The following is a 19598-nucleotide window of genomic DNA, read 5'->3' on the forward strand; positions in this document are numbered from 1 at the left end:
CCGGCGGCCCGGCTGGCGCCGCCCGCAAGGGAGCGGGCGGCCCGGCCGCGGCCAGCAGCAGGGCGAGCGCCGGCAGCCGGCCCGGGCGGGGGAAACGCGGCGCGGTGAGGCCGCCGGCGCCAGGCGAGTTTCCGCTCTCGGACCCTTGCGGCGGGGTGGCGAGGGAGCGTCTGGAAACCGGTTCCACGTCAAAAGATTCGGAGTATTTCCCGCCGCGGTTCTCAGGCGTCCCGGTCGGTGCGGATCACCCCCGCCTCGGTCGCCACCGCGTCGAGCCGCCAATCCTCCGGCCCGGCCGGCACCTCGGGCATCTCCTGCGCGGCATAGGCGCAGCCGAGCGACGTGGCGCCCGGCAGGGTGGGCAGGGTGCGGTCGTAGTAGCCGCCGCCATAGCCGAGCCGCCGCCCGGCCCGGTCGAAGGCCAGCAGCGGCACCAGCAGCCAGTCGGGGCGGAGGATCCCGCCCGCCTCGGGCTGCCGCGTGCCCATCGGCCCGCGGCCAAGCGGCTCGCCCGGCCGCCACTGGCGGAAGGCCAGCGGCAGGCCGCGCTTCGGCGTCACCGGCAGGGCGATGGGATGGCCGCGCCCGGCCAGGGCCAGCAGCAGCGGGCGGATGTCGATTTCCCGGCCCATCGGCCAGAAGCCGGCGACGACGGCGCCGGGCGGCGGCGGGAAGCCGGCCAGCACGTGTTCGGCCAGGCGGGCGCCGAGCGCCGGGTCGCAGGCTTCCCGCCGGGCCAGCGCGGCCATGCGCGCCTCGGCCTTCAGCTCGCGCAGCAGGACGTCGCAGAAGGGGGCGGAGGGGGAGTGCGGAGCCACCATGGCCGTTGGCCTATCATCCTCCCAAGGCCTGCTAATGCAGGTGGGCACCAGATACCCGGACCAAGATCCGGACAGAGCCAGCTCCCGGAGGATGCTTATTGGCCCTGGGGATGAATTGCCTGACGCACCGGGCAGCCCCGCCCCGAGGATATAGGCAGTCCGGGGACGGCGAACCAGCGGCCGGCGGAAAAAGATGCCGGCGCGGTCAGCCGCGGTCGAGCGTCTGGGCCAGACCCTCGATCCGCTCGGCGATGCGGGCCAGGCGTTCCGCCAGCTGCGGGTCCGGCTGGGCCGGAGCGGGCGGCGGGACGATGCCGGCCCGGGCGCGGGCCAGCTCGCTGCGCAGGTCGCCGCCCTCGTCGGCCAGCAGCAGGGCGACATGCAGCAGCATGCGGGATTCCGAGAACTGGCCGCCCATGGCGCGGATCAGCCGCACCTTCTCCTCGATCTGCGCGATCAGGTCGGTGACGTGCTGCTCCTCGCCATCCTTGCAGCCGATGGTGTGCTGGTAGCCATTGACCCGGACGGTGACCTGACCCACGCGCTACTCCCCTTGGCTCTCGCCGTCCTGTTGCTCGCCGCGCAACTCCTCGGCCAAGGCCAGGCGCAGCCTGGCGATGGTGGCGTCCAGCCGCTCCGCCATGGCGGCGACCTCGGCGCGGGGGACCATGTCGGCATCGTCGCCCCGCGGGGGAGCCGCCATCGGCCGCGGCCGGCTCAGCGCGCCGACCAGCGCCTCGACGGCGGATTCCAGCCTGGCCGCCGCCATCGCCACCGGGTCCCTCGAATCCTCGCTCATGCCGCTCCCGCAACTGCCGTCGCCGGCCGCGCTGGACGCGGGATTCCGGGCGTGCTGCAAGGCTTGGCATGGCGACCGGGACGGGTCAACGCCGGCACCACCCGCCGGAAACCGGGCTGGAAAGCGGGCCGCCGGACGGCGATCCGCCTGCGGTGACGGTGCATGCGCCGGCCGAGGCCGCGCTGGCGCTGTCGCTCGCGGGGAATCGCGGCGTGCTGCTGCTTTCCGCGCCGGGCGCGGCCGGCTATCTCGGCCCGGCCTGGTTCCTGGCCATGGTCGCGGCGGCCGCCGCGGCGGTGCCGGGGGTGCCGCACAAGCCCGTGCTCGACTGCGCCGATGCGCCGGGACAGGCGCTCGGTGCGCTGCGCGCCGGGCTGCGCGACCTGGTGCTCGATTCGGCCTGCCCGGCCTTCGCCCAGGTCGCAGCCGCGGCGGCGGCGCTCGGCGGCCGGCTGCGCGCGGTCAGGCCGGCCTCGCTCGACCTCGGCCCGCTCGACCTGTCACGGGAGGGTGTGCGGGCCAGGCTCGCGGCCTGGTTGACCGGCGCGGGCCATGGTGCCGGGTGACAGCTTGGCAACCCCGCGCTAAATCCCGCTGCACCGTACCGGTCGCACGAAAGGGCCAAACCCATGCAGCTCACGCCGAAGGTGAAAGAGATCCTCTCCTGGTACGAGAGCGACAATCCCGGCACCAAGGCGAACCTCGCCCGCATCCTGATGGAAGGGAAGCTGGGCGGCACGGGCCGCGTGGTGATCCTGCCGGTCGACCAGGGCTTCGAGCACGGCCCGGCGCGCAGCTTCGCGCCGAACCCGGCGGCCTATGACCCGCGCTACCTGTTCGAGCTGGCGCTCGAGGCCGGGCTGAACGCCTATGCCGCGCCGCTCGGCATGATCGAGGCCGGCGCCGCGACCTATGCCGGCGCCATCCCGACCATCCTGAAGGTCAACAGCTCCAACAGCCTCTCGACCACCAAGGACCAGGGCGTCACCGGCAGCGTCTCCGACGCGCTCCGCCTCGGCTGCTCGGCGATCGGCTTCACCATCTACCCGTCGTCCGAATACCAGTTCGAGATGATCGAGGAGCTGCGGGAGATGGCGGAGGAGGCCAAGGCGGCCGGCCTCGCGGTCGTCGTCTGGTCCTATCCGCGCGGCCCGATGCTGGACAAGACCGGCGAGACCGCGCTCGACATCTGCGCCTATGCCGCGCACATGGCGGCGCTGATCGGCGCCCACATCATCAAGGTGAAGCCGCCGACCAGCGCGATCAGCCTGGAAGCGGCGAAGTCGACCTACCAGAAGTACCCGGTCGAGGTGAACGACCCGGTGGCGCGCTTCCGGCACGTGGTCCAGGCCTGCTTCGGCGGCCGCCGCCTGGTGGTCTTCTCGGGCGGCGAGGCCAAGGGGATGGACGACATCCTGGCCGAGGTGCGCTCGATCCATGCCGCCGGCGGCAACGGCTCGATCATGGGCCGCAACGCCTTCCAGCGGCCGAAGGCGGACGCGCTGAAGCTGCTGAACGGCATCATCGACATCTACAAGGCGCCGGTGGACTGAGCCTGCGGCCTGGTTGCCGAGACCGATGGCCGGCCTTCGGGCCGGCCATTTTTTTGCGCGGCCGGCATCCGCCGCCACGCCCGGCCCGTAACGCCGCCATGCTGCCCCTCGCCATCCGCCTCGCCGCCCTGGTTCCGCTCCTCGCCGGCGGCGCCGGGGCGCTGCTCGGCCCCGCCTTCCTCGGCGACACGACGGGACCGGCCACCGCGAGCCACCTGCGCTACCTCTCCGGCCTGCTGCTCGGCCTCGGCGGCCTCGCCTGGTGGTGCGCCGGCAACCTGGCGGCGCGGCAGCGGGTCTTCGCCGCGCTCTCGGCCATGGTGGTGACCGGCGGGCTGGCGCGGCTGCTGGGGCTGGCGCTGGAGGGGCTGCCGCCCTGGCCGCATGTCGCGGCGCTCGGCATGGAGCTCGGCGTCGTGCCGGCGCTGTGGCTCTGGTCCCGGCGGGCCGGCTGACCGCTTCCCAAAGCCGCGCCGCCGCGCCATCACTCCGGCATGTCCGACGATCCCGCCGAGGCCCCCTGCCGCCTTTACCTCATCACCCCGCCGGTCCTGCCGGCCGGCTTCGCCGACCGGCTCGCCGCGGCGCTCGACGCCGGCGACGTCGCCTGCCTGCAGCTCCGGCTGAAGGACGCGGCCCCGGACGAGGTCCGCCGCGCGATCGAGACGCTGATGCCGATCGCCCAGGCGCGCGACGTCGCCTTCATCCTGAACGACGACGCGGTGCTGGCCGCCGAGATGGACTGCGACGGCGTGCATCTCGGCCAGTCCGACGGCGACCATGCCGGGGCGCGGATGCTGCTGGCCGGGAAGATCCTCGGCATCACCTGCCATGACAGCCGGCACCTCGCGATGAAGGCGGGCGAGATGGGGGCGGACTACGTCGCCTTCGGCGCCTTCTTCCCGACGACGACGAAGGAGGCCTCGCACCGCGCCGAGCTCGGCCTGCTGGAATGGTGGTCGGACGTCTTCACCGTGCCGAGCGTGGCGATCGGCGGCATCACCGCGGCCAATTGCGCGCCGCTGGTCGAGGCGGGGGCGGATTTCCTCGCCGTGGTCGGCGCGGTCTGGAACCACCCGGAGGGACCCGCCGCCGGGGTGCGCGCGATGAACGCGGCGATCGCCGCGGCTGGGTGATGCGCCGGCCCGCCCTGGTCCCCGAACTCATGGTGACAGAGATCGGCCGCAGCCTCGGCTTCTGGTGCGGCCCCTGCGGGTTCCGCCTGCTCTACGACCGGCCGGAGGAGGGGTTCGCCTGCATCGAGCGCGACGGGTCACGCATCATGCTCGACGAGTTGCCGAAGGACCGCCCGCAGCGCTGGGAGGTCGCGCCGGCCGAGCCGCCCTTCGGCCGCCACGTGAACTTCGAGATCGCGGTCGCCGACATGGCCCCGATCCTCGCGGCGCTGGCCGCGGCCGGCTGGCCACTCTTCATGGGGCCGGAGGAAACGTCATACCGGACCGGCGAAAGCCGCGTCACGGTGCGGCAATTCCTGGTGCAGGATCCGGACGGCTACCTGCTGCGGTTCTCGCAGGCGCTGGAGGAAACGCCCGATGCACCTTGAATTCGAGACCTGCGACGTCTTCACCGAGACCCGCTTCGGCGGCAACCCGCTGGCCGTGGTCAGGGGCGGCGAGGCGCTGGACGGCGCCGCCATGCAGCGCGTGGCGCGGGAGTTCAACCTCTCCGAGACCGTCTTCGTCCTGCCCGCCGGGGCGCCGGGCGCCGAGGCCCGCATCCGCATCTTCACCCCGGGCGCCGAGTTGCCCTTCGCCGGCCACCCGAATGTCGGCACCGCGGTGATGCTGGCGCGGCGGCGGGCCTCGGGCGGCGAGACCATCGTGCTCGACCAGGCGGCCGGGCGCGTGGTGGCGCGGCTCTCGCGCGACGCCGCCGGCCAGGTCGCCGGGGCCGAGATCGAGGCGCCGCTGCCCTACGCCACCAGATCGAGCCTGGCGCCGGAGGCGGTCGCCGCCTGCATCGGCCTGCCCGCCGCCGCGGTGCTGACCAGCACCCATGCGCCGGCGATCGGCGGCTGCGGCGGGGCGATGGCCTTCGCCGAGCTGGCCGACCCCGGCGCCCTGGCCGCTGCCACGCCCGACACCGCGGCCTTCCGCACGCACCTGCCTGCCAGCGCCTGCATCGGCCTGCACCTGCATGTCGCGCTGCCGGACGGGCGCCGCCGCGCCCGCACGTTCGGCCCGCTGGTCGGGGTGCCGGAGGACCCGGCGACCGGCGCGGCCAATCTCGGCCTGGCCGGGTTGCTGCTGCAGAGCGCGGGCGGCGACGGCCTGGCGCTCGAGGTCGAGCAGGGCGTCGAGATGGGCCGGCCGTCGCGCCTGATGCTGCGCGCCTGGCGCGATGCGGCGGGGGCCATCCGCGCCGCGGTCGGCGGCGGGGTGGTGGCGGTCTCCGCCGGCACCATGGAGGTCTGATGGACGAGCTCGGCTTCCACCGGACCCTGCACCGGCCCGGCACCTTGCTGGATGTCGGCGCGCATGACGGCGCCTTCACCCTGCCCTTCGCCGGCCTGCCCGGCAGCCGCGTGCTGGCCTTCGAGCCATTGCCGAGCGCCTTCGCCCGGCTGCAGGCCGCGGCCGGCGCGCTGCCCAACGTGACGCTGCGGCCGGAGGCGCTGGGCGACGCGGAGGGCGAGATCACCCTCACCCTGCCGGTGCTGGACGGCGTGCCGCAGGAGCAATGGGCGAGCACCGCCAAGGGCTATGCCGGGCTCGACGCGCGCGTGACCGAACAGCGCCACGCGGTGCCGCTCCGCCGCCTCGACGGCTTCGGCCTCGCGGACCTGACCGCGGTGAAGCTCGATGCCGAGGGCGGCGAGTACGAGGTGCTGCGCGGCGCCCGCGACACGCTGCGGCGCTGCCGGCCCGTGCTGTCGATCGAGATCGAGGAGCGGCACCGGCCCGGCTCCACCTGGGCGGTGCCCGCCTTCCTCGACGCGCTGGGCTACGACGGCTTCTGGGAGCACTGGGGCGACTGGCGGCCGATGGCGTCCTTCGACCGCGCGACGATGCAGCGCGCCAGCCCCAACCCGGCGGTCTTCGAGGCCTCCGACCCGTATGTCTTCGTGTTCTACTTCCTGCCGCGGGAGGCGGCGCCGGCGATGCTGGCGGCGCTGCGGGCCGCCGAGGCCGGCTGAACCCCGCCCCCGCCGCGCCGTTCTGCCCTCGGGGCAGAAGGACGCAGGACATGGGCGAGACACCAGGCGGCGAGGCCGCGGCGATCCGCCGGGGCATGCCGGTGATCGGCAGCGACGGCCTGCCGCTCGGCGCGGTGGACCACCTCGACGGCGAGTTCATCAAGCTGATGCGCAGCGACGATGCCTCGGGCGGCCGGTACCGCTGGATCGCCCGGACGCTGGTCGCCGCGCTGCAGGACGGCGCGCTGCGCCTGTCGGTCGCCGCGGCGGAAGCGGAGGCGACGGCGCTGGACGAGGACGAGGCGCAGCGTCGCATGACCTTCGATGCCGATGGCCGGCGGGAATTCGGCCAGCCGGAGGATGGCGGCGCCCCCGCCGGCCGCGCGCGGGCGCCGGCGCCGGGGGAGGCGCCCGCCCCGCATCCGGGCCGCCCGCTGCCCTGATGCAACGGGCCCGGCGCGCCGGCTCAGGGCACGAAGGGCAGCCACTGCACGTCGCCGACCGAACGGGCGCCGGCGGCCAGCATCGCCAGCCGGTCGAAGCCGAGGGCGATGCCGCTGCCCTCGGGCATGCCGTGCCCGAGCGCGGCGAGGAAGTCCTCGTCCACCTCCCAACCCTCGGCGCCGTGGATGGCGCGGCGGGCGGCGACGTCGGCGACGAAGCGGGCGCGCTGCTCGACCGGGTCGGTCAGCTCGTCGAAGGCATTGGCCAGCTCGATCCCGGCGGCAAACAGCTCGAAGCGCAGCGCGGCGCGGGGGTCTTCCGGATCGCGCCGGGCGAGCGCGGCCTGGGGGCTCGGCCAATGCGTCAGGAAGGTCGCGCGGTCGCGCCCGAGATGCGGTTCGACCCGTTCCAGCAGCAGGCGGAAGAAAAGGTCCTCCCAGCCCTCGCCCTCGCGCGGCGGGGTGCCGATGGCCGCCGCGGCGGCGCCGAGCGCGGCGGCATCCCCCTGCCCGTCCGGCGTGACGGTGGCCAGCAGGTCGAGCCCGCCGCACCAGCGCCGGAAGGCCTCTGCCATGCGGATGCGCTCGAAGGGCAGCGCGAGGTCGGTGGCCACGCCGGCATGGCCGACCACGGCGGGGCAGACGGCGCGGACGAAGTCCTCGGTCTCCCGCATCATGCCGTCGAAGCCGAGGCCGGGGCGGTACCATTCCAGCATGGTGAATTCCGGGGCGTGGCGCGGGCCGGCCTCGCCGTTGCGCCAGACCCGGGCGAGCTCGAAGACCGGACCGGCGCCGGCCACCAGCAGCCGCTTCAGGGCGAGTTCGGGCGAGGTGCGCAGCCAGAGCGTCCGCGCGGTGCCGACGCCGACATGCGGGACGTACTCGCTGCGGAAGGCCTGCAGGTGGACCTCCATGCCGGGCACCGGGACCAGGCAGGGCGTCTCGACCTCCTGGTAGCCGCGGGCGGCGAAGAAGGCGCGGGTCGCCGCGGTCAGCGCGGCGCGGCGGCGGAGGAAGGGCAGGCGTGCCGCGAGGCTCTCGGGGTGCCAGGTCGGGGTCGGGGGCATTCGGTCCTCCTGGCAGGGGCGAGCGTTCCAGCGGCTGCCCGCATGCCCTATACCCCGCCGACCATGCCCGACGGCACCCCGCCCCGCGTGACCCGCACCCTGACCTCGCCGCGCGCGCTGCAGGCCGCCGGGCTGCTGCCGGCCGCGGCCTTGCCGGGGGCGGAGGCGGTCGCCGCGCGCTACAGCATAGCCGTGACCCCGGCGGTGGCGGCGCTGATCGACCCGGCGGACCCCGCCGACCCGATCGCCCGGCAGTACATCCCCGACGCGGCGGAACTGCTGACCGCGCCGCACGAGCTGGACGACCCGACCGCCGACGGTCCCTTCACCCCGGTGAAGGGCGTGGTCCACCGCTATCCCGACCGCGCCCTGCTGAAGCCGCTGCTGGCCTGCCCGGTCTATTGCCGCTTCTGCTTCCGGCGGGAGGCGGTGGGCCCGGATGGCGGTCTGCTGACCGAGCCGGAGCTCGAGGCCGCGCTCGATTGGTTCGCCGCGACCCCCGCGGTGCGGGAGGCGATCCTGACCGGCGGCGACCCGCTGATGCTCTCGCCGCGGCGGCTGGCGGCGATGCTCGGCCGGCTGGCGGCGCTGCCGCAGATCGAGATCCTCCGCATCCACAGCCGGGTGCCGGTCGCCGCCCCCGGGCTGGTGACGCCGGCGCTGGCCGCGGCGCTGGAGACGGCCAAGCCGCTGTACCTCTGCGTCCACGCCAACCACGCGCGCGAGTTCACCGCCGAGGCGGCCGGGGCGCTGGCCCGCCTGGCCCGCGCCGGCGTGGTGCTGCTCGGCCAGAGCGTGCTGCTGCGCGGCGTGAACGACAGCGCCGAGGCGCTGGAGGCGCTGTTCCGCGCCATGCTGCGGGCGCGCGTCAAGCCCTACTACCTGCACCAGCTCGATCCCGCCCCCGGCACCGCCCGCTTCGCCGTGCCGGTCGAGGAAGGCCGCGCCCTGCTGCGTGCCCTGCGCGGCCGGGTCACCGGCCTGGCCTGGCCGACCTATGTGCAGGAACGGCCGGCCGGCGGCGGCAAGGTGCCGCTCGGGCCGGAATGGGACGCGAAGGCGGGGTAGCGTCAGCGGGGCCCAGCGCAGCTTCGCGCCTCCGGCCGTCCGGGCCCTGCCGCAACCCGCGCTATCCCAGGGTATCGACGAAGCGCAGCGGCGGGATGTCGTTGCGCCGCTCGCGCGCCATCTGCTGCCGCGCCTCGATGTCGCGCAGCGCGGTGCAGGTCAGCCCCATGGCGCCGAGGACCAGGGCGGCGGAGGCCTGCGCCTCCGCCGCCAGCCCGGCGCCGGCCAGGGCGCCGGCGGCCAGCCAGAACAGGGCGATGGCGCGGTCGGAAACATTCTGCATGCGGGCAGACCAGCATGCCGGCGGGCGGGTGTCCACCGGTTGTGCGGCCGGCCGATTTGCCATAGCTGCGCCGCCTGACCGCAGGCGGGAGACGGAGATGGACAAGGTTGCCCTGGTGACCGGCGCCGGGCGCGGCATCGGCCTGGCCACCGCGCGGCGCTTTCTCGCCGAGGGCTGGCGCGTGGCGCTGCTCGACATCGACGCGGCGCTGCTGGAGGCGGCGGTGGCGGGGCTTGCCCTGCCCGACCGCACCCTGGCGCTGGCCTGCGACGTGGCCGATGCCGCCGCCGTCTCCGCCGCCCTGCGGCGCGCCGCGGCGCGCTTCGGCCGGCTGGATGCGCTGGTGAACAATGCCGGCACCGCGGTGTTCAAGCCGCTGCTGGAGACGACGCCGGAGGAGTGGAACCGCGTGCTGGCGGTGAACCTGACCGGGCCCTTCCTGACGACCCAGGCGGCGGCGCCGGTCATGGCGGAGGGCGGCGGCGGCGCGGTGGTGAACGTCACCTCGATCTCCGGCCTGCGCGCCTCCACCCTGCGGGTCGCCTACGGCACCAGCAAGGCGGCGCTGGCGCACCTGACGAAGCAGCAGGCGGTGGAGCTGGCGGCGCTCGGCATCCGGGTGAACGCGGTGGCGCCGGGGCCGGTCGAGACGGCGATGGCCAAGGCGGTGCACACGCCGGAGATCCGCCGCGACTACCACGACGCCATCCCGCTGGCGCGCTACGGGCTGGAGGAGGAGCTGGCCGAGGCGATCTTCTTTCTCTGCTCCGACCGCGCCAGCTACCTGACGGGGCAGGAGATCGCGGTGGATGGCGGCTTCGACGCGGCGGGGATCGGCTTGCCGACGCTGCGGCAGGCGAGACGGAACCGGTAGGGAAGATCGGGGAGGGAAAAGCATTCCCTCCCCGAACCCCACCCTTCCTTCTTGTGGGCTTGGCGTCCGCCGCGCGACGCGTGCCGACCCGGAGAAATAGATGAGGGGTCCGGGGAGAATACCTTCTCCCCGGCCTTCTACCGCATCGGCGGCGCGATCATCAGCCCGCCGCGGCTCCACAGCTCGTTCAGCCCGCGGTCCAGCTTCACCGCGCTGTGCTTGCCCAGGTGCCGGTCGTAGATCTCGCCGTAATTCCCCACCGCCTTGATGGCGTTCAGCATCCAGGCGCGGTCCAGCCCGACGCCAGGGCCGAGGTCGCCGGTCCTGCCCAGCAGCCGCTGCACCGCCGGGCTCGGGCTCTCGGCCAGCATGGCATCGGCATTGGCGCTGGTGATGCCGAGCTCCTCCGCCTCCACCAGGCCGAACATGACGTAGCGCACGATGTCGAACCACTGGTCGTCGCCCTGTTTGACCGATGGCGCATAGGGCTCCTTGCTGATGCGGTCGGGCAGCAGCACATGCGCGGCGCGGTCGGGAAAGCCGGCGAGGATGGCGGCGAGCTGGCTGGCATCGCCGGTGTAGCTGTCGCAGCGGTTGGCCTCGTAGGCGCGGCGGGCCTCGTCCTTGTCGGCGAAGATCACCGGGGTGAAGCGCAACGCCTGCGCCCGCGACCAGTCCGACAGGTTCAGCTCGTGCGTGCTGGCGGAAACGAAGCAGATGCTGGCGCCGTCGAGCTGCTTCGCCGCGGTGATGCCGCTGTTGGCGCGCACCAGGAAGCCCTGGCCGTCGTAGAAATTCGGCGCGGTGAAATTCAGCCCGAGCGTCGCGTCGCGCATGAAGGTCCAGGTGGTAGTGCGGGTCAGCACCTCGACCTGCCCGGTCACCACGGCGGGGAAGCGGTTCTGCCCGGTCAGGTGCTGCCAGACCAGCTTCCTCGGATCGCCGAGCGCCGCGGCGGCGATGGCACGGCAGACATCGGCATCCATGCCCTGCCATTCGCCGCGGCTGTCGGGCGCGCTCCAGGCCGGGTCGCCGGTGGAGATGCCGCAGGACAGCGCGCCGCGCGCCCGCACCGCCGAGAGGGTCGGGCCGGGCGGCGCCGCGGTCTGCGCCGCGGCCCCCGTCACGCCCCCGGCGGCCAGCAGCAGGCCGAGCACCCTTGCCATGGATTTCAGCATCGCGATCTTCCTTCCAGCGGACGGGCCAGTTGCAGCGCGGCCAGCCCGCCGAGCGCCCCGGCGGCGACCGCCAGCCGCAGCAGGTCCGGGATGCCGTGCCAGAAAGCGGCCGCCGCCCCGGCGAGCCCCAGCGCCAGGCGCAGCACCGGCCCGATGGGCCGCAGCAGGAAGCCGGCATAGGCGGCGCAGAGTGCGGTCAGCGCCACCACCTGGATGGCGGTCGCCACCAGGATCGCGCCCGGCCCGCCGCGCAGCATGATCCCGGGGTCGTACAGGAAGGCGAAGCCCACGGTGAAGCCGGCGATGCCGAGCCGGGTCGCATGGACGCTGGTCAGCAGCGGCGAGGCCCGGGCGATCGCCGCCGCGGCGAAGGCCGCCGCCGCCACGGGCGGCGAGGCATCCGCCAGCACCGCGAAGTAGAAGATGAAGAGATGCGCCGGCAGCACCAGCTCCTGCGGCGGCACGCCGAGCGCCACGCTGCCGAGGTCGAGGATCTGCGGCACGCCGATGGCCGCGGCGATGATGTAGGAGGGCGTCGTCGGCAGCCCCATCCCCAGCACCAGCACGGTCAGCGCCAGCAGCACCAGCAGCACCGGGAAGCTGCCGCCGGCCAGGTCCTTGATGATGCCGCCGAGCGCCACGACCATCCCCGTCGCGGTCAGCGCCGAGACGACGATGCCGGCCCCGGCGATGGAGACCGCCAGCGGCGCCATGGTCTGGCCGGCATTGGCCAGGCTCTCCAGCACCTGCCGCCAGCCCATCCGGGTGCGGCGGCGCAGCGCGGCCACGGCGACCATGGCGATGGTGGCGCAAAAGGCGGCGTAGTTGCCGGACCAGCGGTCCATCATCAGCCAGACCAGCAGGGCGACCGGGACGACGAGGTGCGCGTCCTGCGCCACCTCGCGCCAGGGCGGGATGTCAACCGCCGCCATCGGCGCCATGCCGGCCTTCTTCGCCTCGACATGCACCCCGACCAGGATGGCGAAGTAGTAGAGGACGGCGCCGATCGCCGCGGCGACGACGATCTGCGCATAGGGGATGTTGGTGACCTCGGCCATCACGAAGGCCGCGGCGCCCATCACCGGGGGCATCAGGGCGCCGCCGACGCTGGCCGCGCTCTCGATCCCGCCGGCGACCGCCGGCTTGTAGCCGATGCGGACCATCAGCGGGATGGTCATGGCGCCGGTCGTGATGACGTTGGAGACGGAGGACCCGCTCATCGTCCCGAACAGGCCGGAGGTGATGACGGCGACCTTGGCCGGCCCGCCGGTGAAGCGCCCGGCCGCGGCGGCGCCGAGGTTGCTGAACAGCCGCCCCGTGCCGCTGCCCTGCATGAAGCTGCCGAAGACGATGAAGACCGCGATGGTGGTGGCGACGATGCCGGTCAGCGGCCCGTAGACCCCGCCCGCGGTCGGCACCAGCCAGGAGGCCTCAAGGATCTCGGCCGGGGTGAAGGGGCGGCTGTTCAGCACGCCGGGGATCAGCCAGCCCCACTGCATGTAGGCGAGGCTGATGATGATCATCCAGGCCAGCCCGACCTCGACCGCGCGCCGCGTCGCCTCCAGCAGCGTCACGATCGCCAGCACCGCGAGCGCCATCATCAGCGGCGAGAAGGGGTCGACGTATTCCATGCGGTCCGAGACCAAGTCCCAGTTCCACATCACCCAGGCATGCGGCGCCGCGGCCGCCGCGGCCCAGAGCCAGTCCGGCAGGCTCGGGCGCGATCGCGGGGAGGATTTGCGGGCGGGGTACAGCAGGAAGAGCGGCGGCACGAAGACCAGCAGGTGGAAGCCGCGCATGGTGATCGGCTCGGGGAAGCCGAAGCCGCCGAAATAGAGATGGATGGCCGAGGCGGCGGCCAGCCAGAGCGTCAGGGCAAGCTTGAGCGGCACGGCCAGGTCGCGCATGGGAAGTCCTAGACAGGGTCGCGGGGGCCGTGTGTTCCTCCCGCGCGACGGGGCGGCGACGGGCCGCCCCCGCGCGCGTCAGGCCGGCATCGCCCCGGCCTCGCGGAAGGCCCTGGCCGCGCCGGGATGCAGCGGCAGGCCCTGGTACTTCCACGAGGTCGCCGGGTCCCAGGCGCCCATGCTGGCATGGATGTTCACCAGACGCTGGCCCTTGTTGCGGATCAGCGTCCGGGTGACCTTGTAGGCCACGTCGTCGGCCAGGCTTTCATGCACCAGGATGACGCTGTCCATGGTGGTGACGGGCACGTCGCCGGACTGCAGCGCCGGATAGGTCGCGGCCGGCAGCACGCCCTGGGCATAGGCGTAGGCGTCGATCAGGTGCTTCCGCACGTCCTCGGGGAAGGCCACCAGCCTGCCGCCGCGGCGGCCCTGGGCGATCTCGGTGAAGATCGCCGCCGGCCGCGCCAGCGCGGCATAAAGGTAGTCCACCTGCCCGTCGGTATAGGCGGCGCCGATGTCGGCATAGCTGCCGTTGAGGTAGGTGCCGCCCTCGGCGCGGATGCGCTCCGGGCTGGTGCCGTAGAACTTCAGGATGCGCTGCAGCGTCATCTCGTCGGTCGAGGAGCGCTGCGGGCAGGCGATCTTCAGCCCCTTCATGGTCAGGATGGACTTCATGTCCTCCGGCCCCGCGTCGGCCCGGCGCAGCAGGTGGTGCTCGGTCGGCGAATAGCCGCTGCCGAGGCAACGCAGCGCCGCATGGGCTTCCTTGTAGGGGTCCTCGCCGCGGCGGGCGGAGGCGGCGAAGGCGTCGATCCCCCAGCCCATCGGCGAGGTGTTGCGGTTGACCCGGGTGGCATTGGCCAGGCCGCCGCCGGGGACGACGCGGATCTGGATGTCCGGGTTCTCGTCCTTGATGAGCGAGGAAAGGCCGGCCGCCATGGTGTACCAGCCGCCGCCGACCGAGCCCGCGACCCATTCGAGGCTCTGCTGCGCCGCGGCGGTGCGGATGAAGGGGGCGGCGAGCATGCCGCCGGCGAGGACGCGCCGCGTCCAGAGGAGGCTCATCGGCCAGATTCTCCCGGGTTGCGCGGGGGATATTGCGGTGCCGCGCGCCCGGCGGCAACCGGGGGCGGGGCAAGGCCGCCCCGGCCCTCGGCGCGCCGGCCATGCACGCCCCCGGCTTTCCGCCCGGTGCGATCGCAGGCTAGCGGAAGGCCCGCATGATCCGGCCCCAATCCTCGATCGCCGCCTCCTGGCCAGGGACGATCTGCACGGTGAATTCGGTGTAGCCGGCATCGCGCAGGTCGCCGATGCGGCGCTTCAGCTCGGCCTCGGTCGCGGTGAAGCTGCTGATGCGGATCATCTCCCCGGTGACGAAGGGCCGCTCCTCCGGCTTGACGAACATCAGGTGGCCGCGGTGGTTCTCGAGCCAGGGGGCGTCCTTCGGCTCGAAGCCCCGGGCCAGCGCCACGTAGCCCTCGACCGCGGCGCGGCAGCTTTCCGGCACCGGCGAGATGTTGGGCAGGCCGGACAGCACCTCGTCCGCCGCGCGGTGCAGCAGCACCGCGGCGCGCGGGCCGGCCTGGGCGACGGCGCGTTCGCTGTCATGGGGCTCGCCGTCCTGCAGCACGCAGCCGAGCACGAAGGCGGTGGCCTCGAGCGGCGCCGCCTGGCCGGCGGCCTCCCAGGCCGCGCGCATCTCGCCCAGCATGGCGACGGCGGCGGGCACGTCGGAGAAGAAGTTGATCCAGCCGGCGCCGAGCCGCGCGGTCAGCGCCCGGGCCCGCGGCCCGGCCGCGGCCAGGTGCAGCCGCATCGGCGTCTGCGTGTCGATCAGGCCGAGCTCGGGGTTCAGCAGCCGGATCTTCCGCCGCTCGCCCTCGACCTGCGTTTCCACGGTCTCTCCGCGCAGCAGCGCCAGCATCACCCGGATGTATTCCGAAAAATCCTTCAGCGGCATGGCGCCGAGCCCCATCGCCCGGCGCCCGGTGAAGCCGGTGCCGAGGCCCATGTCGACCCGCCCCGGGGCCAGCTTGTTCAGCGTGGCGAAGGCATTGGCGGTGACGGCCGCGATGCGGTTGGAGGGGATCAGCACCCCCGTGCCGAGCCGGATGCGGCTGGTCTTCATCGCCGCCGCGCCCATGGCGACGAAGCAATCGGCCGAGAGCATCTGGGTGTCGTAGAACCAAGCGGTGCGGAAGCCGAGCGCCTCGGCGCGTTCCGCGACGCGCCAGCTCTCGGCATCCGTCGGCATGGCGATCCCGAATTCCATGGCTTTCCCTCCGCTCCCTGCCGGCAGCCAAGCCCGCCCCGGCCGCGCGCGCAAGCTGGCGCTGCCGCTGGCGCGCGCTATGGTGGCGGCGTGCTCGGGTTCCTCTCGCTCTGCCTGCCGATCTTCGCCGTGGTCGGCCTGGGCTGGGCCGCCGTGCGGCGCGGCACCGTCGCGCCGGCGGTCACCGACGCGGTCGGCACCTTCGCCTTCAGCTTCGCCCTGCCCGCCATGCTGCTGCGGCTGATGGCCGCCCAGCCCCTGGCGGAAAGCTTCGAGCCGCGCTTCTTCGGCGGCTACCTCGGCGCCTGCCTGCTGGTCTTCTTCGGCACCATGGCCGGGGCCATGCTGCTGGCGAAGCGCCGGCGCGGCCAGGCCGCAGCCATCGCCGCCTCGGCCGCCATGGGCAATGTCGGCTATCTCGGCCCGCCCTTGCTGCTGCCGCTGCTCGGCGAGCGCGGCGCCGGCCCGGTCGCCATGGCCATCATGTCGGAGGTCGCCATCGTCATCGCCCTCGGCAGCGTGCTGATGGCGCCGATGGGGGAACGCGGGGTGCTCGGCCGGGTGCTGCGGTCGCTGCTGCTGAACCCGGTGCTGCTGTCGATCTCGGGCGGCGCGGCGCTCGGCGCGCTCGGCCTCCCCATCCCCGGCCCGGTGGAGCGGTTCCTCGCCTTCCTCGGCGCGGCGGCCGGCCCGACCGCGCTCTTCGCGCTCGGCGGCACGCTCGGGCGGCTCAGCCTCGACCGCCGGCTGGTGCTGGCGGCGGGGGCGGCGACGGCGGGCAAGCTGGTGGCCTACCCGCTGCTGGCCTGGCTGCTGCTCGGGCCGCTGCTGGAGCTCGAGCTGTTCTGGGTCCAGGCCGGGGTGATGCTGGCGGCGATGCCGACCGCGACCAATGCCTTCGTCCTGGCGCAGCGCTTCCATACGGGGGCGGAGTCGGTTTCGGCGGTGGTGTTGTTGTCGACCGTCATCGCCTTCCTCGCCTTCCCGCTGACCGCCTGGCTGCTGGCCGGGCCGGTGCCGCTGCCGTAACGGCCCGCGGCCGGGGCACCCGGTCGCTGCTCCGTCACTTGCGCAGCCCCCCTGGCGATCTGTAGGGCAGGAGGTGCATGACCCGCGGCACTGCGATCCTGGCGGCCATCATGGCCGCGACCCCGCTGCTCGGCGGCTGCGCCGGGCCCTACCCGGCCGCCGCCAGCGCCGGCGACCACATGCCCTATTTCAGCCCGGCGCCGCGGGTGCGGGAGCCATCCTCGGCCCGCCCCGCCTGGCTGTCGCCCCCGACGCCGAACCCGGAGCGGCTGCGGGTGCCGGATGACGGGTTCCACGACCAGCTGGGATAGCCAAGGCCGGGGAAGGGAAAAGCATCCCCTCCCCGGGACGCGCGCGTGGGCGCGCGCCGCGCTGCGCGGGCAAGGCCGGCAAGAATGCATGAGGGATCGGAGGCATGCGTCCGACGAGAGGCTGCCTTCCCGCCGGTCCTCCCTGCCTTCGGCGCCTCACCGCACCGGCGGCGCATACATCAGGCCGCCGCGGCTCCACAGATCGTTCAGCCCGCGCGGCAGCTTCACCGCGCTGCCCATGCCGAGGTTGCGCTCGAAGACCTCGCCGTAATTCCCCACCGCCTTGATAGCGTTGTAGGCCCAGGCGCGGTCGAGGCCCATCAGCGGCCCGTGGTCGCCGGTCAGTCCGAGCAGCCGCCGCACCTCGGGGTTCGGGCTGTTGCGCTGCTCCTCCACATTGGCCTGGGTGATGCCCAGCTCCTCCGCGGTCAGCAGGGCGAAGAAGGTCCAGCGGACGATGTCGAACCACTGGTCGTCGCCGTGCCGCACCACCGGGGCATGCGGTTCCTTGCTGATGATGTCGGGCAGGATCACGTGCTCCTCCGGGCTGGGGAAGGAACTCCGGAGGCCGGCGAGCTGGCTGGCATCGGTCGAGTAGGCGTCGCAGCGGCCGGCGAGGTAGCTGCGCCGCGCCTCGTCGTTCTGCTCGAAGACCACGGGGCGGTAGTCCACCTTGTTGATCCGCGCCCAGTCCGCCAGGTTCAGCTCGTTGGTGCTGCCGGCGGTGACGCAGATGGAGGCGCCCTGCAGATCGGTCGCCTTCTTCAACCCGAGCGACTTGCGCAGCAGGAAGCCCTGCCCGTCGTAGAAGCTGACCGCGGTGAAGTTCAGCCCGTTGGCGGTGTCGCGCACCTGGGTCCAGGTGGTGGTGCGGATCAGCACGTCGACCTGGCCCGCCTGCAGCGCCGGCAGCCGCGCCGTGCCGATCAGAGGCACCCAGCGGACCTTGGCCGGGTCGCCCAGCACCGCCGCGGCGGTGGCGCGGCAGAGATCGGCATCGAGCCCGCGATACTCGCCCCGGCTGTCGGGGGTGGAGAAGCCGGCGCTGCCGGTCGAGGTGCCGCAGACCAGGATGTCGCGCTGCTTCACCGCCGAGAGCGTCGGCCCCGGCGCCTGGGGCTGCGCCCAGGCAACGCCCGCGCACAGGGTCACGGCCAGCGCCGCGCCGATCAGAAGCCTCATGCAATCTCTCCCGGTTCTGGCGGCGATGATGCTGGCTCGCGGTCGGCGCCGGCAAGGGGCGGGCTTGCGGCGGCGCGGCCGCGGCCACACCTGCGGGAGATGCGCCGCATCCTGGCCCTCCTGCCCGTCCTGCTGCTGATCGCCTCCGGCGCCGCGGCGCAGGCGCCGTTCCGGGTGACCGAGGGCGAGCACATGCGGGTCGTCACCCGCGCGCTCGGCTGGACCGTGCTGCGCGACGTCACCGCGCCGCGCGGCGCGGCGGAAACCGGCATGCTGCTGATCCGCGCCCAGCGTCCGGTCCCGCCGGCGGCGCGGCCCGGCCACCTGGCCCGCATGCTGCGGAGCCTGCGGACCATCCACGTGACCGACCTGCCGGCCGAGGACCACCTGCGCCTGGCGGGCCTGCCGGGCGACGTGATCCAGGCCCGCGCCACCGGGCAGCCGAGCGGCGTGCCGGTGGTGCTGCGCGCGGTGTGCCTCTATGCGCCCGACCGCAGCTGGCTCCTGGTCGCCTCCGCGCCCGCGGCGGACTGGCCGGGGCTGGAGGCGGAATTGGCCGCGGTGCTGGAGGGGTTCCGGCCGGGGTGAAGGAAGGTCGGGGAGGACATCGTATTCCCTCCCCGCACCCCACCCTTCCTTTTCATCGGCTCGGCATCCGCCGCGCGGAGGGTGCAAGGCTCAGGGAGACGGAGGAGGGGCCAGGGAGGATACCTCCTCCCTGGCCTTCAGCACGCCTCCGCCGCGAAGACGGTGCCCGGCGCGACGAATTCCTCCTGCGCCGCGACGGTCAGCAACTCGCGCGCCCCCGCCTCGGCGGTCCGCCGCAGCAGGCCGTGGATCGAGGCGGCGGCGCATTCCAGCGCCACACGCGCGCTGCCGGAGCGAAGCCGGTGGAACAGGAACAGCGCGGCGATCGCATCGCCCGCGCCATTTGCCGCGATCGGCAGCAGCGGCGTCCGCACCCGCCAGGCCGCCCCGCCCTCCGCCGCCAGCAGGTCGATGCTGTCGGCCGGCGTCTCCGCCGTGCGCAGCGAGGTCAGCAGCACGCAGCGCGGCCCGCCCGCCTGCAATGCGGCGACCGCGGCCCTGGCGTCCTCGAGCCGGGCGATCGGCCGGCCGGTCAGCCATTCCAACTCGAACTGGTTGGGCGTGGCGATGTCGGCCAGGCCCAGGGCGCGGTCGCGGAAGAACTCCGGGATGCCGGTGCGGACATAGACGCCCGGCCCCGCATCGCCGATCACCGGGTCGCAGCACCAGAGCGCCGCGGGATTCGCCGCCTTCACCCGCGCCACCGCGTCGAGGATCGCCGCCCCCGTCGCGGCATCGCCGACATAGCCGGTCAGCACCGCGTCGCACTGGCCGAGCACGCCGCGCTCGGCGATGCCCTCGACGCAGTCGGAGATCAACGCCGCCGGCAGCACCTGGCCGCGCCAGGCGCCGTAGCCGGGATGGTTGGAGAATTGCACGGTATGGATCGCCCAGACCTCGGCGCCGAGCCGCTGCAGCGGGAAGACCGCGCTGGCATTGCCGACATGGCCATAGGCGACCCAGGACTGGATCGAGAGGATGTTCACGGCGCCGAGGCTAGCCCGGATCGGCGCCGGCCGGAACCGCCACGAACGCCCCTTCCCACCTGCCGCAGGGGTCGGCATGC

At 73.8% G+C, this 19598-nt stretch carries 25 protein-coding genes and 1 other RNA gene; 13 read left to right on the forward strand and 13 right to left on the reverse strand.

What is annotated here, in order from left to right:
- From E2C06_RS38840 to E2C06_RS23300, 5 genes are all read right to left on the reverse strand, one after another.
- Positions 1-187: hypothetical protein (locus tag E2C06_RS38840; RefSeq protein WP_206664663.1), on the reverse strand; the 187-nt coding region annotated here is incomplete at its 3' end.
- Between the two features lie 34 nt (positions 188-221).
- Complete coding sequence (locus E2C06_RS23285; RefSeq protein WP_133290996.1) at positions 222-821, reverse strand: 5-formyltetrahydrofolate cyclo-ligase; 600 nt, start codon at positions 819-821, stop codon at positions 222-224.
- A non-coding RNA gene (gene ssrS / locus E2C06_RS23290) (6S RNA) lies at positions 808-962 on the reverse strand. Before ssrS ends, E2C06_RS23285 begins: the two co-directional genes overlap by 14 nt.
- A gap of 64 nt (positions 963-1026) precedes the next feature.
- The gene (locus E2C06_RS23295) at positions 1027-1362 is read right to left on the reverse strand and encodes a cell division protein ZapA (RefSeq protein ID WP_133290997.1); all 336 of its coding nucleotides are present in this window, start codon (positions 1360-1362) and stop codon (positions 1027-1029) included.
- A gap of 3 nt (positions 1363-1365) precedes the next feature.
- A complete protein-coding gene (locus E2C06_RS23300) occupies positions 1366-1620 on the reverse strand; it encodes a hypothetical protein (RefSeq protein ID WP_133290998.1) in 255 nt (84 codons plus the stop codon).
- A gap of 68 nt (positions 1621-1688) precedes the next feature.
- Here E2C06_RS23300 and E2C06_RS23305 point away from each other — a divergent pair, with 68 nt between their 5' ends.
- The 8 genes from E2C06_RS23305 to E2C06_RS23340 all read left to right on the forward strand — a co-directional run bounded on the left by E2C06_RS23305 (position 1689) and on the right by E2C06_RS23340 (position 6773).
- Positions 1689-2186 (forward strand): hypothetical protein, encoded by a 498-nt coding sequence (locus tag E2C06_RS23305; protein ID WP_133290999.1) that lies wholly within the window; start codon positions 1689-1691, stop codon positions 2184-2186.
- Between the two features lie 63 nt (positions 2187-2249).
- Positions 2250-3173 (forward strand): class I fructose-bisphosphate aldolase, encoded by a 924-nt coding sequence (locus tag E2C06_RS23310; RefSeq protein WP_133291000.1) that lies wholly within the window; start codon positions 2250-2252, stop codon positions 3171-3173.
- A gap of 98 nt (positions 3174-3271) precedes the next feature.
- Entirely contained in the window at positions 3272-3628 is a 357-nt protein-coding gene (locus E2C06_RS23315; RefSeq protein ID WP_133291001.1) for a DUF4345 family protein, read from the forward strand.
- A 39-nt stretch (positions 3629-3667) separates the two neighbouring features.
- Complete coding sequence (gene thiE / locus E2C06_RS23320) at positions 3668-4309, forward strand: thiamine phosphate synthase (protein ID WP_133291002.1); 642 nt, start codon at positions 3668-3670, stop codon at positions 4307-4309.
- A complete protein-coding gene (locus tag E2C06_RS23325) occupies positions 4309-4737 on the forward strand; it encodes a VOC family protein (protein ID WP_133291003.1) in 429 nt (142 codons plus the stop codon). The genes thiE and E2C06_RS23325 overlap by 1 nt, the downstream gene beginning before the upstream one ends.
- On the forward strand, positions 4727-5608 hold the full coding sequence (locus E2C06_RS23330; protein ID WP_133291004.1) for a PhzF family phenazine biosynthesis protein: 882 nt from the start codon (positions 4727-4729) through the stop codon (positions 5606-5608). Before E2C06_RS23325 ends, E2C06_RS23330 begins: the two co-directional genes overlap by 11 nt.
- A complete protein-coding gene (locus tag E2C06_RS23335) occupies positions 5608-6330 on the forward strand; it encodes an FkbM family methyltransferase (protein WP_133291005.1) in 723 nt (240 codons plus the stop codon). The genes E2C06_RS23330 and E2C06_RS23335 overlap by 1 nt, the downstream gene beginning before the upstream one ends.
- Before the next feature lie 50 nt (positions 6331-6380).
- Complete coding sequence (locus tag E2C06_RS23340) at positions 6381-6773, forward strand: DUF2171 domain-containing protein (protein ID WP_133291006.1); 393 nt, start codon at positions 6381-6383, stop codon at positions 6771-6773.
- Between the two features lie 23 nt (positions 6774-6796).
- On the opposite strand, the gene epmA is transcribed toward E2C06_RS23340, so the two are convergent.
- Positions 6797-7840, reverse strand: a complete 1044-nt coding sequence (gene epmA, locus E2C06_RS23345; protein WP_133291007.1) for an EF-P lysine aminoacylase EpmA — start codon at positions 7838-7840, stop codon at positions 6797-6799.
- Positions 7841-7882: 42 nt separating this feature from the next.
- On the opposite strand from epmA, the gene E2C06_RS23350 reads away from it, so the two are divergent.
- Positions 7883-8908: a lysine-2,3-aminomutase-like protein gene (locus E2C06_RS23350; protein ID WP_370451473.1), complete on the forward strand. Its 1026-nt coding sequence runs from the start codon at positions 7883-7885 to the stop codon at positions 8906-8908.
- Positions 8909-8969: 61 nt separating this feature from the next.
- Here the strand turns inward: E2C06_RS23350 and E2C06_RS23355 are convergent, their stop codons facing one another.
- A complete protein-coding gene (locus tag E2C06_RS23355; RefSeq protein WP_133291008.1) occupies positions 8970-9191 on the reverse strand; it encodes a hypothetical protein in 222 nt (73 codons plus the stop codon).
- A 97-nt stretch (positions 9192-9288) separates the two neighbouring features.
- Here E2C06_RS23355 and E2C06_RS23360 point away from each other — a divergent pair, with 97 nt between their 5' ends.
- Positions 9289-10065, forward strand: a complete 777-nt coding sequence (locus E2C06_RS23360) for an SDR family NAD(P)-dependent oxidoreductase (protein WP_133291009.1) — start codon at positions 9289-9291, stop codon at positions 10063-10065.
- 137 nt (positions 10066-10202) lie between these two features.
- On the opposite strand, the gene E2C06_RS23365 is transcribed toward E2C06_RS23360, so the two are convergent.
- The 4 genes from E2C06_RS23365 to E2C06_RS23380 form a co-directional block, all read right to left on the reverse strand.
- Entirely contained in the window at positions 10203-11243 is a 1041-nt protein-coding gene (locus E2C06_RS23365; protein ID WP_241671432.1) for an amino acid ABC transporter substrate-binding protein, read from the reverse strand.
- Positions 11237-13150: a TRAP transporter permease gene (locus tag E2C06_RS23370; protein ID WP_133291010.1), complete on the reverse strand. Its 1914-nt coding sequence runs from the start codon at positions 13148-13150 to the stop codon at positions 11237-11239. Before E2C06_RS23370 ends, E2C06_RS23365 begins: the two co-directional genes overlap by 7 nt.
- 78 nt (positions 13151-13228) lie before the next feature.
- A complete protein-coding gene (locus E2C06_RS23375; RefSeq protein ID WP_165982608.1) occupies positions 13229-14215 on the reverse strand; it encodes a TAXI family TRAP transporter solute-binding subunit in 987 nt (328 codons plus the stop codon).
- A 139-nt stretch (positions 14216-14354) separates the two neighbouring features.
- Positions 14355-15422 (reverse strand): LLM class flavin-dependent oxidoreductase, encoded by a 1068-nt coding sequence (locus E2C06_RS23380; RefSeq protein ID WP_133291012.1) that lies wholly within the window; start codon positions 15420-15422, stop codon positions 14355-14357.
- Positions 15423-15512: 90 nt separating this feature from the next.
- On the opposite strand from E2C06_RS23380, the gene E2C06_RS37830 reads away from it, so the two are divergent.
- Together E2C06_RS37830 and E2C06_RS23395 are read left to right on the forward strand one after the other, a co-directional pair.
- The gene (locus tag E2C06_RS37830) at positions 15513-16451 is read left to right on the forward strand and encodes an AEC family transporter (RefSeq protein WP_165982609.1); all 939 of its coding nucleotides are present in this window, start codon (positions 15513-15515) and stop codon (positions 16449-16451) included.
- 77 nt (positions 16452-16528) lie between these two features.
- Positions 16529-16762 (forward strand): flagellar basal body L-ring protein FlgH, encoded by a 234-nt coding sequence (locus E2C06_RS23395; protein ID WP_133291014.1) that lies wholly within the window; start codon positions 16529-16531, stop codon positions 16760-16762.
- A 156-nt stretch (positions 16763-16918) separates the two neighbouring features.
- On the opposite strand, the gene E2C06_RS23400 is transcribed toward E2C06_RS23395, so the two are convergent.
- Positions 16919-17944 (reverse strand): amino acid ABC transporter substrate-binding protein, encoded by a 1026-nt coding sequence (locus E2C06_RS23400; RefSeq protein WP_133291015.1) that lies wholly within the window; start codon positions 17942-17944, stop codon positions 16919-16921.
- A gap of 99 nt (positions 17945-18043) precedes the next feature.
- On the opposite strand from E2C06_RS23400, the gene E2C06_RS23405 reads away from it, so the two are divergent.
- Complete coding sequence (locus E2C06_RS23405; protein WP_133291016.1) at positions 18044-18532, forward strand: hypothetical protein; 489 nt, start codon at positions 18044-18046, stop codon at positions 18530-18532.
- Positions 18533-18669: 137 nt separating this feature from the next.
- Here the strand turns inward: E2C06_RS23405 and pdxY are convergent, their stop codons facing one another.
- On the reverse strand, positions 18670-19596 hold the full coding sequence (gene pdxY / locus E2C06_RS23410) for a pyridoxal kinase PdxY (RefSeq protein ID WP_456305189.1): 927 nt from the start codon (positions 19594-19596) through the stop codon (positions 18670-18672).
- Between the last annotated feature and the right edge of the window lie 2 nt (positions 19597-19598).

The sequence above is a fragment of the Dankookia rubra genome (assembly GCF_004355005.1).
In the GTDB taxonomy this organism is placed as follows: Bacteria; Pseudomonadota; Alphaproteobacteria; order Acetobacterales; family Acetobacteraceae; genus Paracraurococcus; species Paracraurococcus ruber_A.

Excerpts from the sequence above, each read along its gene's own strand:
- E2C06_RS23285 (WP_133290996.1), bottom strand. The coding sequence starts at position 821 with ATGGTGGCTCCGCACTCCCCCTCCGCCCCCTTCTGCGACGTCCTGCTG.
- E2C06_RS23300 (WP_133290998.1), bottom strand. The coding sequence starts at position 1,620 with ATGAGCGAGGATTCGAGGGACCCGGTGGCGATGGCGGCGGCCAGGCTG.
- E2C06_RS23305 (WP_133290999.1), top strand. The coding sequence starts at position 1,689 with ATGGCGACCGGGACGGGTCAACGCCGGCACCACCCGCCGGAAACCGGG.
- E2C06_RS23310 (WP_133291000.1), top strand. The coding sequence starts at position 2,250 with ATGCAGCTCACGCCGAAGGTGAAAGAGATCCTCTCCTGGTACGAGAGC.
- E2C06_RS23315 (WP_133291001.1), top strand. The coding sequence starts at position 3,272 with ATGCTGCCCCTCGCCATCCGCCTCGCCGCCCTGGTTCCGCTCCTCGCC.
- thiE (WP_133291002.1), top strand. The coding sequence starts at position 3,668 with ATGTCCGACGATCCCGCCGAGGCCCCCTGCCGCCTTTACCTCATCACC.
- E2C06_RS23325 (WP_133291003.1), top strand. The coding sequence starts at position 4,309 with ATGCGCCGGCCCGCCCTGGTCCCCGAACTCATGGTGACAGAGATCGGC.
- E2C06_RS23330 (WP_133291004.1), top strand. The coding sequence starts at position 4,727 with ATGCACCTTGAATTCGAGACCTGCGACGTCTTCACCGAGACCCGCTTC.
- E2C06_RS23335 (WP_133291005.1), top strand. The coding sequence starts at position 5,608 with ATGGACGAGCTCGGCTTCCACCGGACCCTGCACCGGCCCGGCACCTTG.
- E2C06_RS23340 (WP_133291006.1), top strand. The coding sequence starts at position 6,381 with ATGGGCGAGACACCAGGCGGCGAGGCCGCGGCGATCCGCCGGGGCATG.
- epmA (WP_133291007.1), bottom strand. The coding sequence starts at position 7,840 with ATGCCCCCGACCCCGACCTGGCACCCCGAGAGCCTCGCGGCACGCCTG.
- E2C06_RS23350 (WP_370451473.1), top strand. The coding sequence starts at position 7,883 with ATGCCCTATACCCCGCCGACCATGCCCGACGGCACCCCGCCCCGCGTG.
- E2C06_RS23355 (WP_133291008.1), bottom strand. The coding sequence starts at position 9,191 with ATGCAGAATGTTTCCGACCGCGCCATCGCCCTGTTCTGGCTGGCCGCC.
- E2C06_RS23360 (WP_133291009.1), top strand. The coding sequence starts at position 9,289 with ATGGACAAGGTTGCCCTGGTGACCGGCGCCGGGCGCGGCATCGGCCTG.
- E2C06_RS23365 (WP_241671432.1), bottom strand. The coding sequence starts at position 11,243 with ATGCTGAAATCCATGGCAAGGGTGCTCGGCCTGCTGCTGGCCGCCGGG.
- E2C06_RS23370 (WP_133291010.1), bottom strand. The coding sequence starts at position 13,150 with ATGCGCGACCTGGCCGTGCCGCTCAAGCTTGCCCTGACGCTCTGGCTG.
- E2C06_RS23375 (WP_165982608.1), bottom strand. The coding sequence starts at position 14,215 with ATGAGCCTCCTCTGGACGCGGCGCGTCCTCGCCGGCGGCATGCTCGCC.
- E2C06_RS23380 (WP_133291012.1), bottom strand. The coding sequence starts at position 15,422 with ATGGAATTCGGGATCGCCATGCCGACGGATGCCGAGAGCTGGCGCGTC.
- E2C06_RS23395 (WP_133291014.1), top strand. The coding sequence starts at position 16,529 with ATGACCCGCGGCACTGCGATCCTGGCGGCCATCATGGCCGCGACCCCG.
- E2C06_RS23400 (WP_133291015.1), bottom strand. The coding sequence starts at position 17,944 with ATGAGGCTTCTGATCGGCGCGGCGCTGGCCGTGACCCTGTGCGCGGGC.
- E2C06_RS23405 (WP_133291016.1), top strand. The coding sequence starts at position 18,044 with ATGCGCCGCATCCTGGCCCTCCTGCCCGTCCTGCTGCTGATCGCCTCC.
- pdxY (WP_456305189.1), bottom strand. The coding sequence starts at position 19,596 with ATGCCGACCCCTGCGGCAGGTGGGAAGGGGCGTTCGTGGCGGTTCCGG.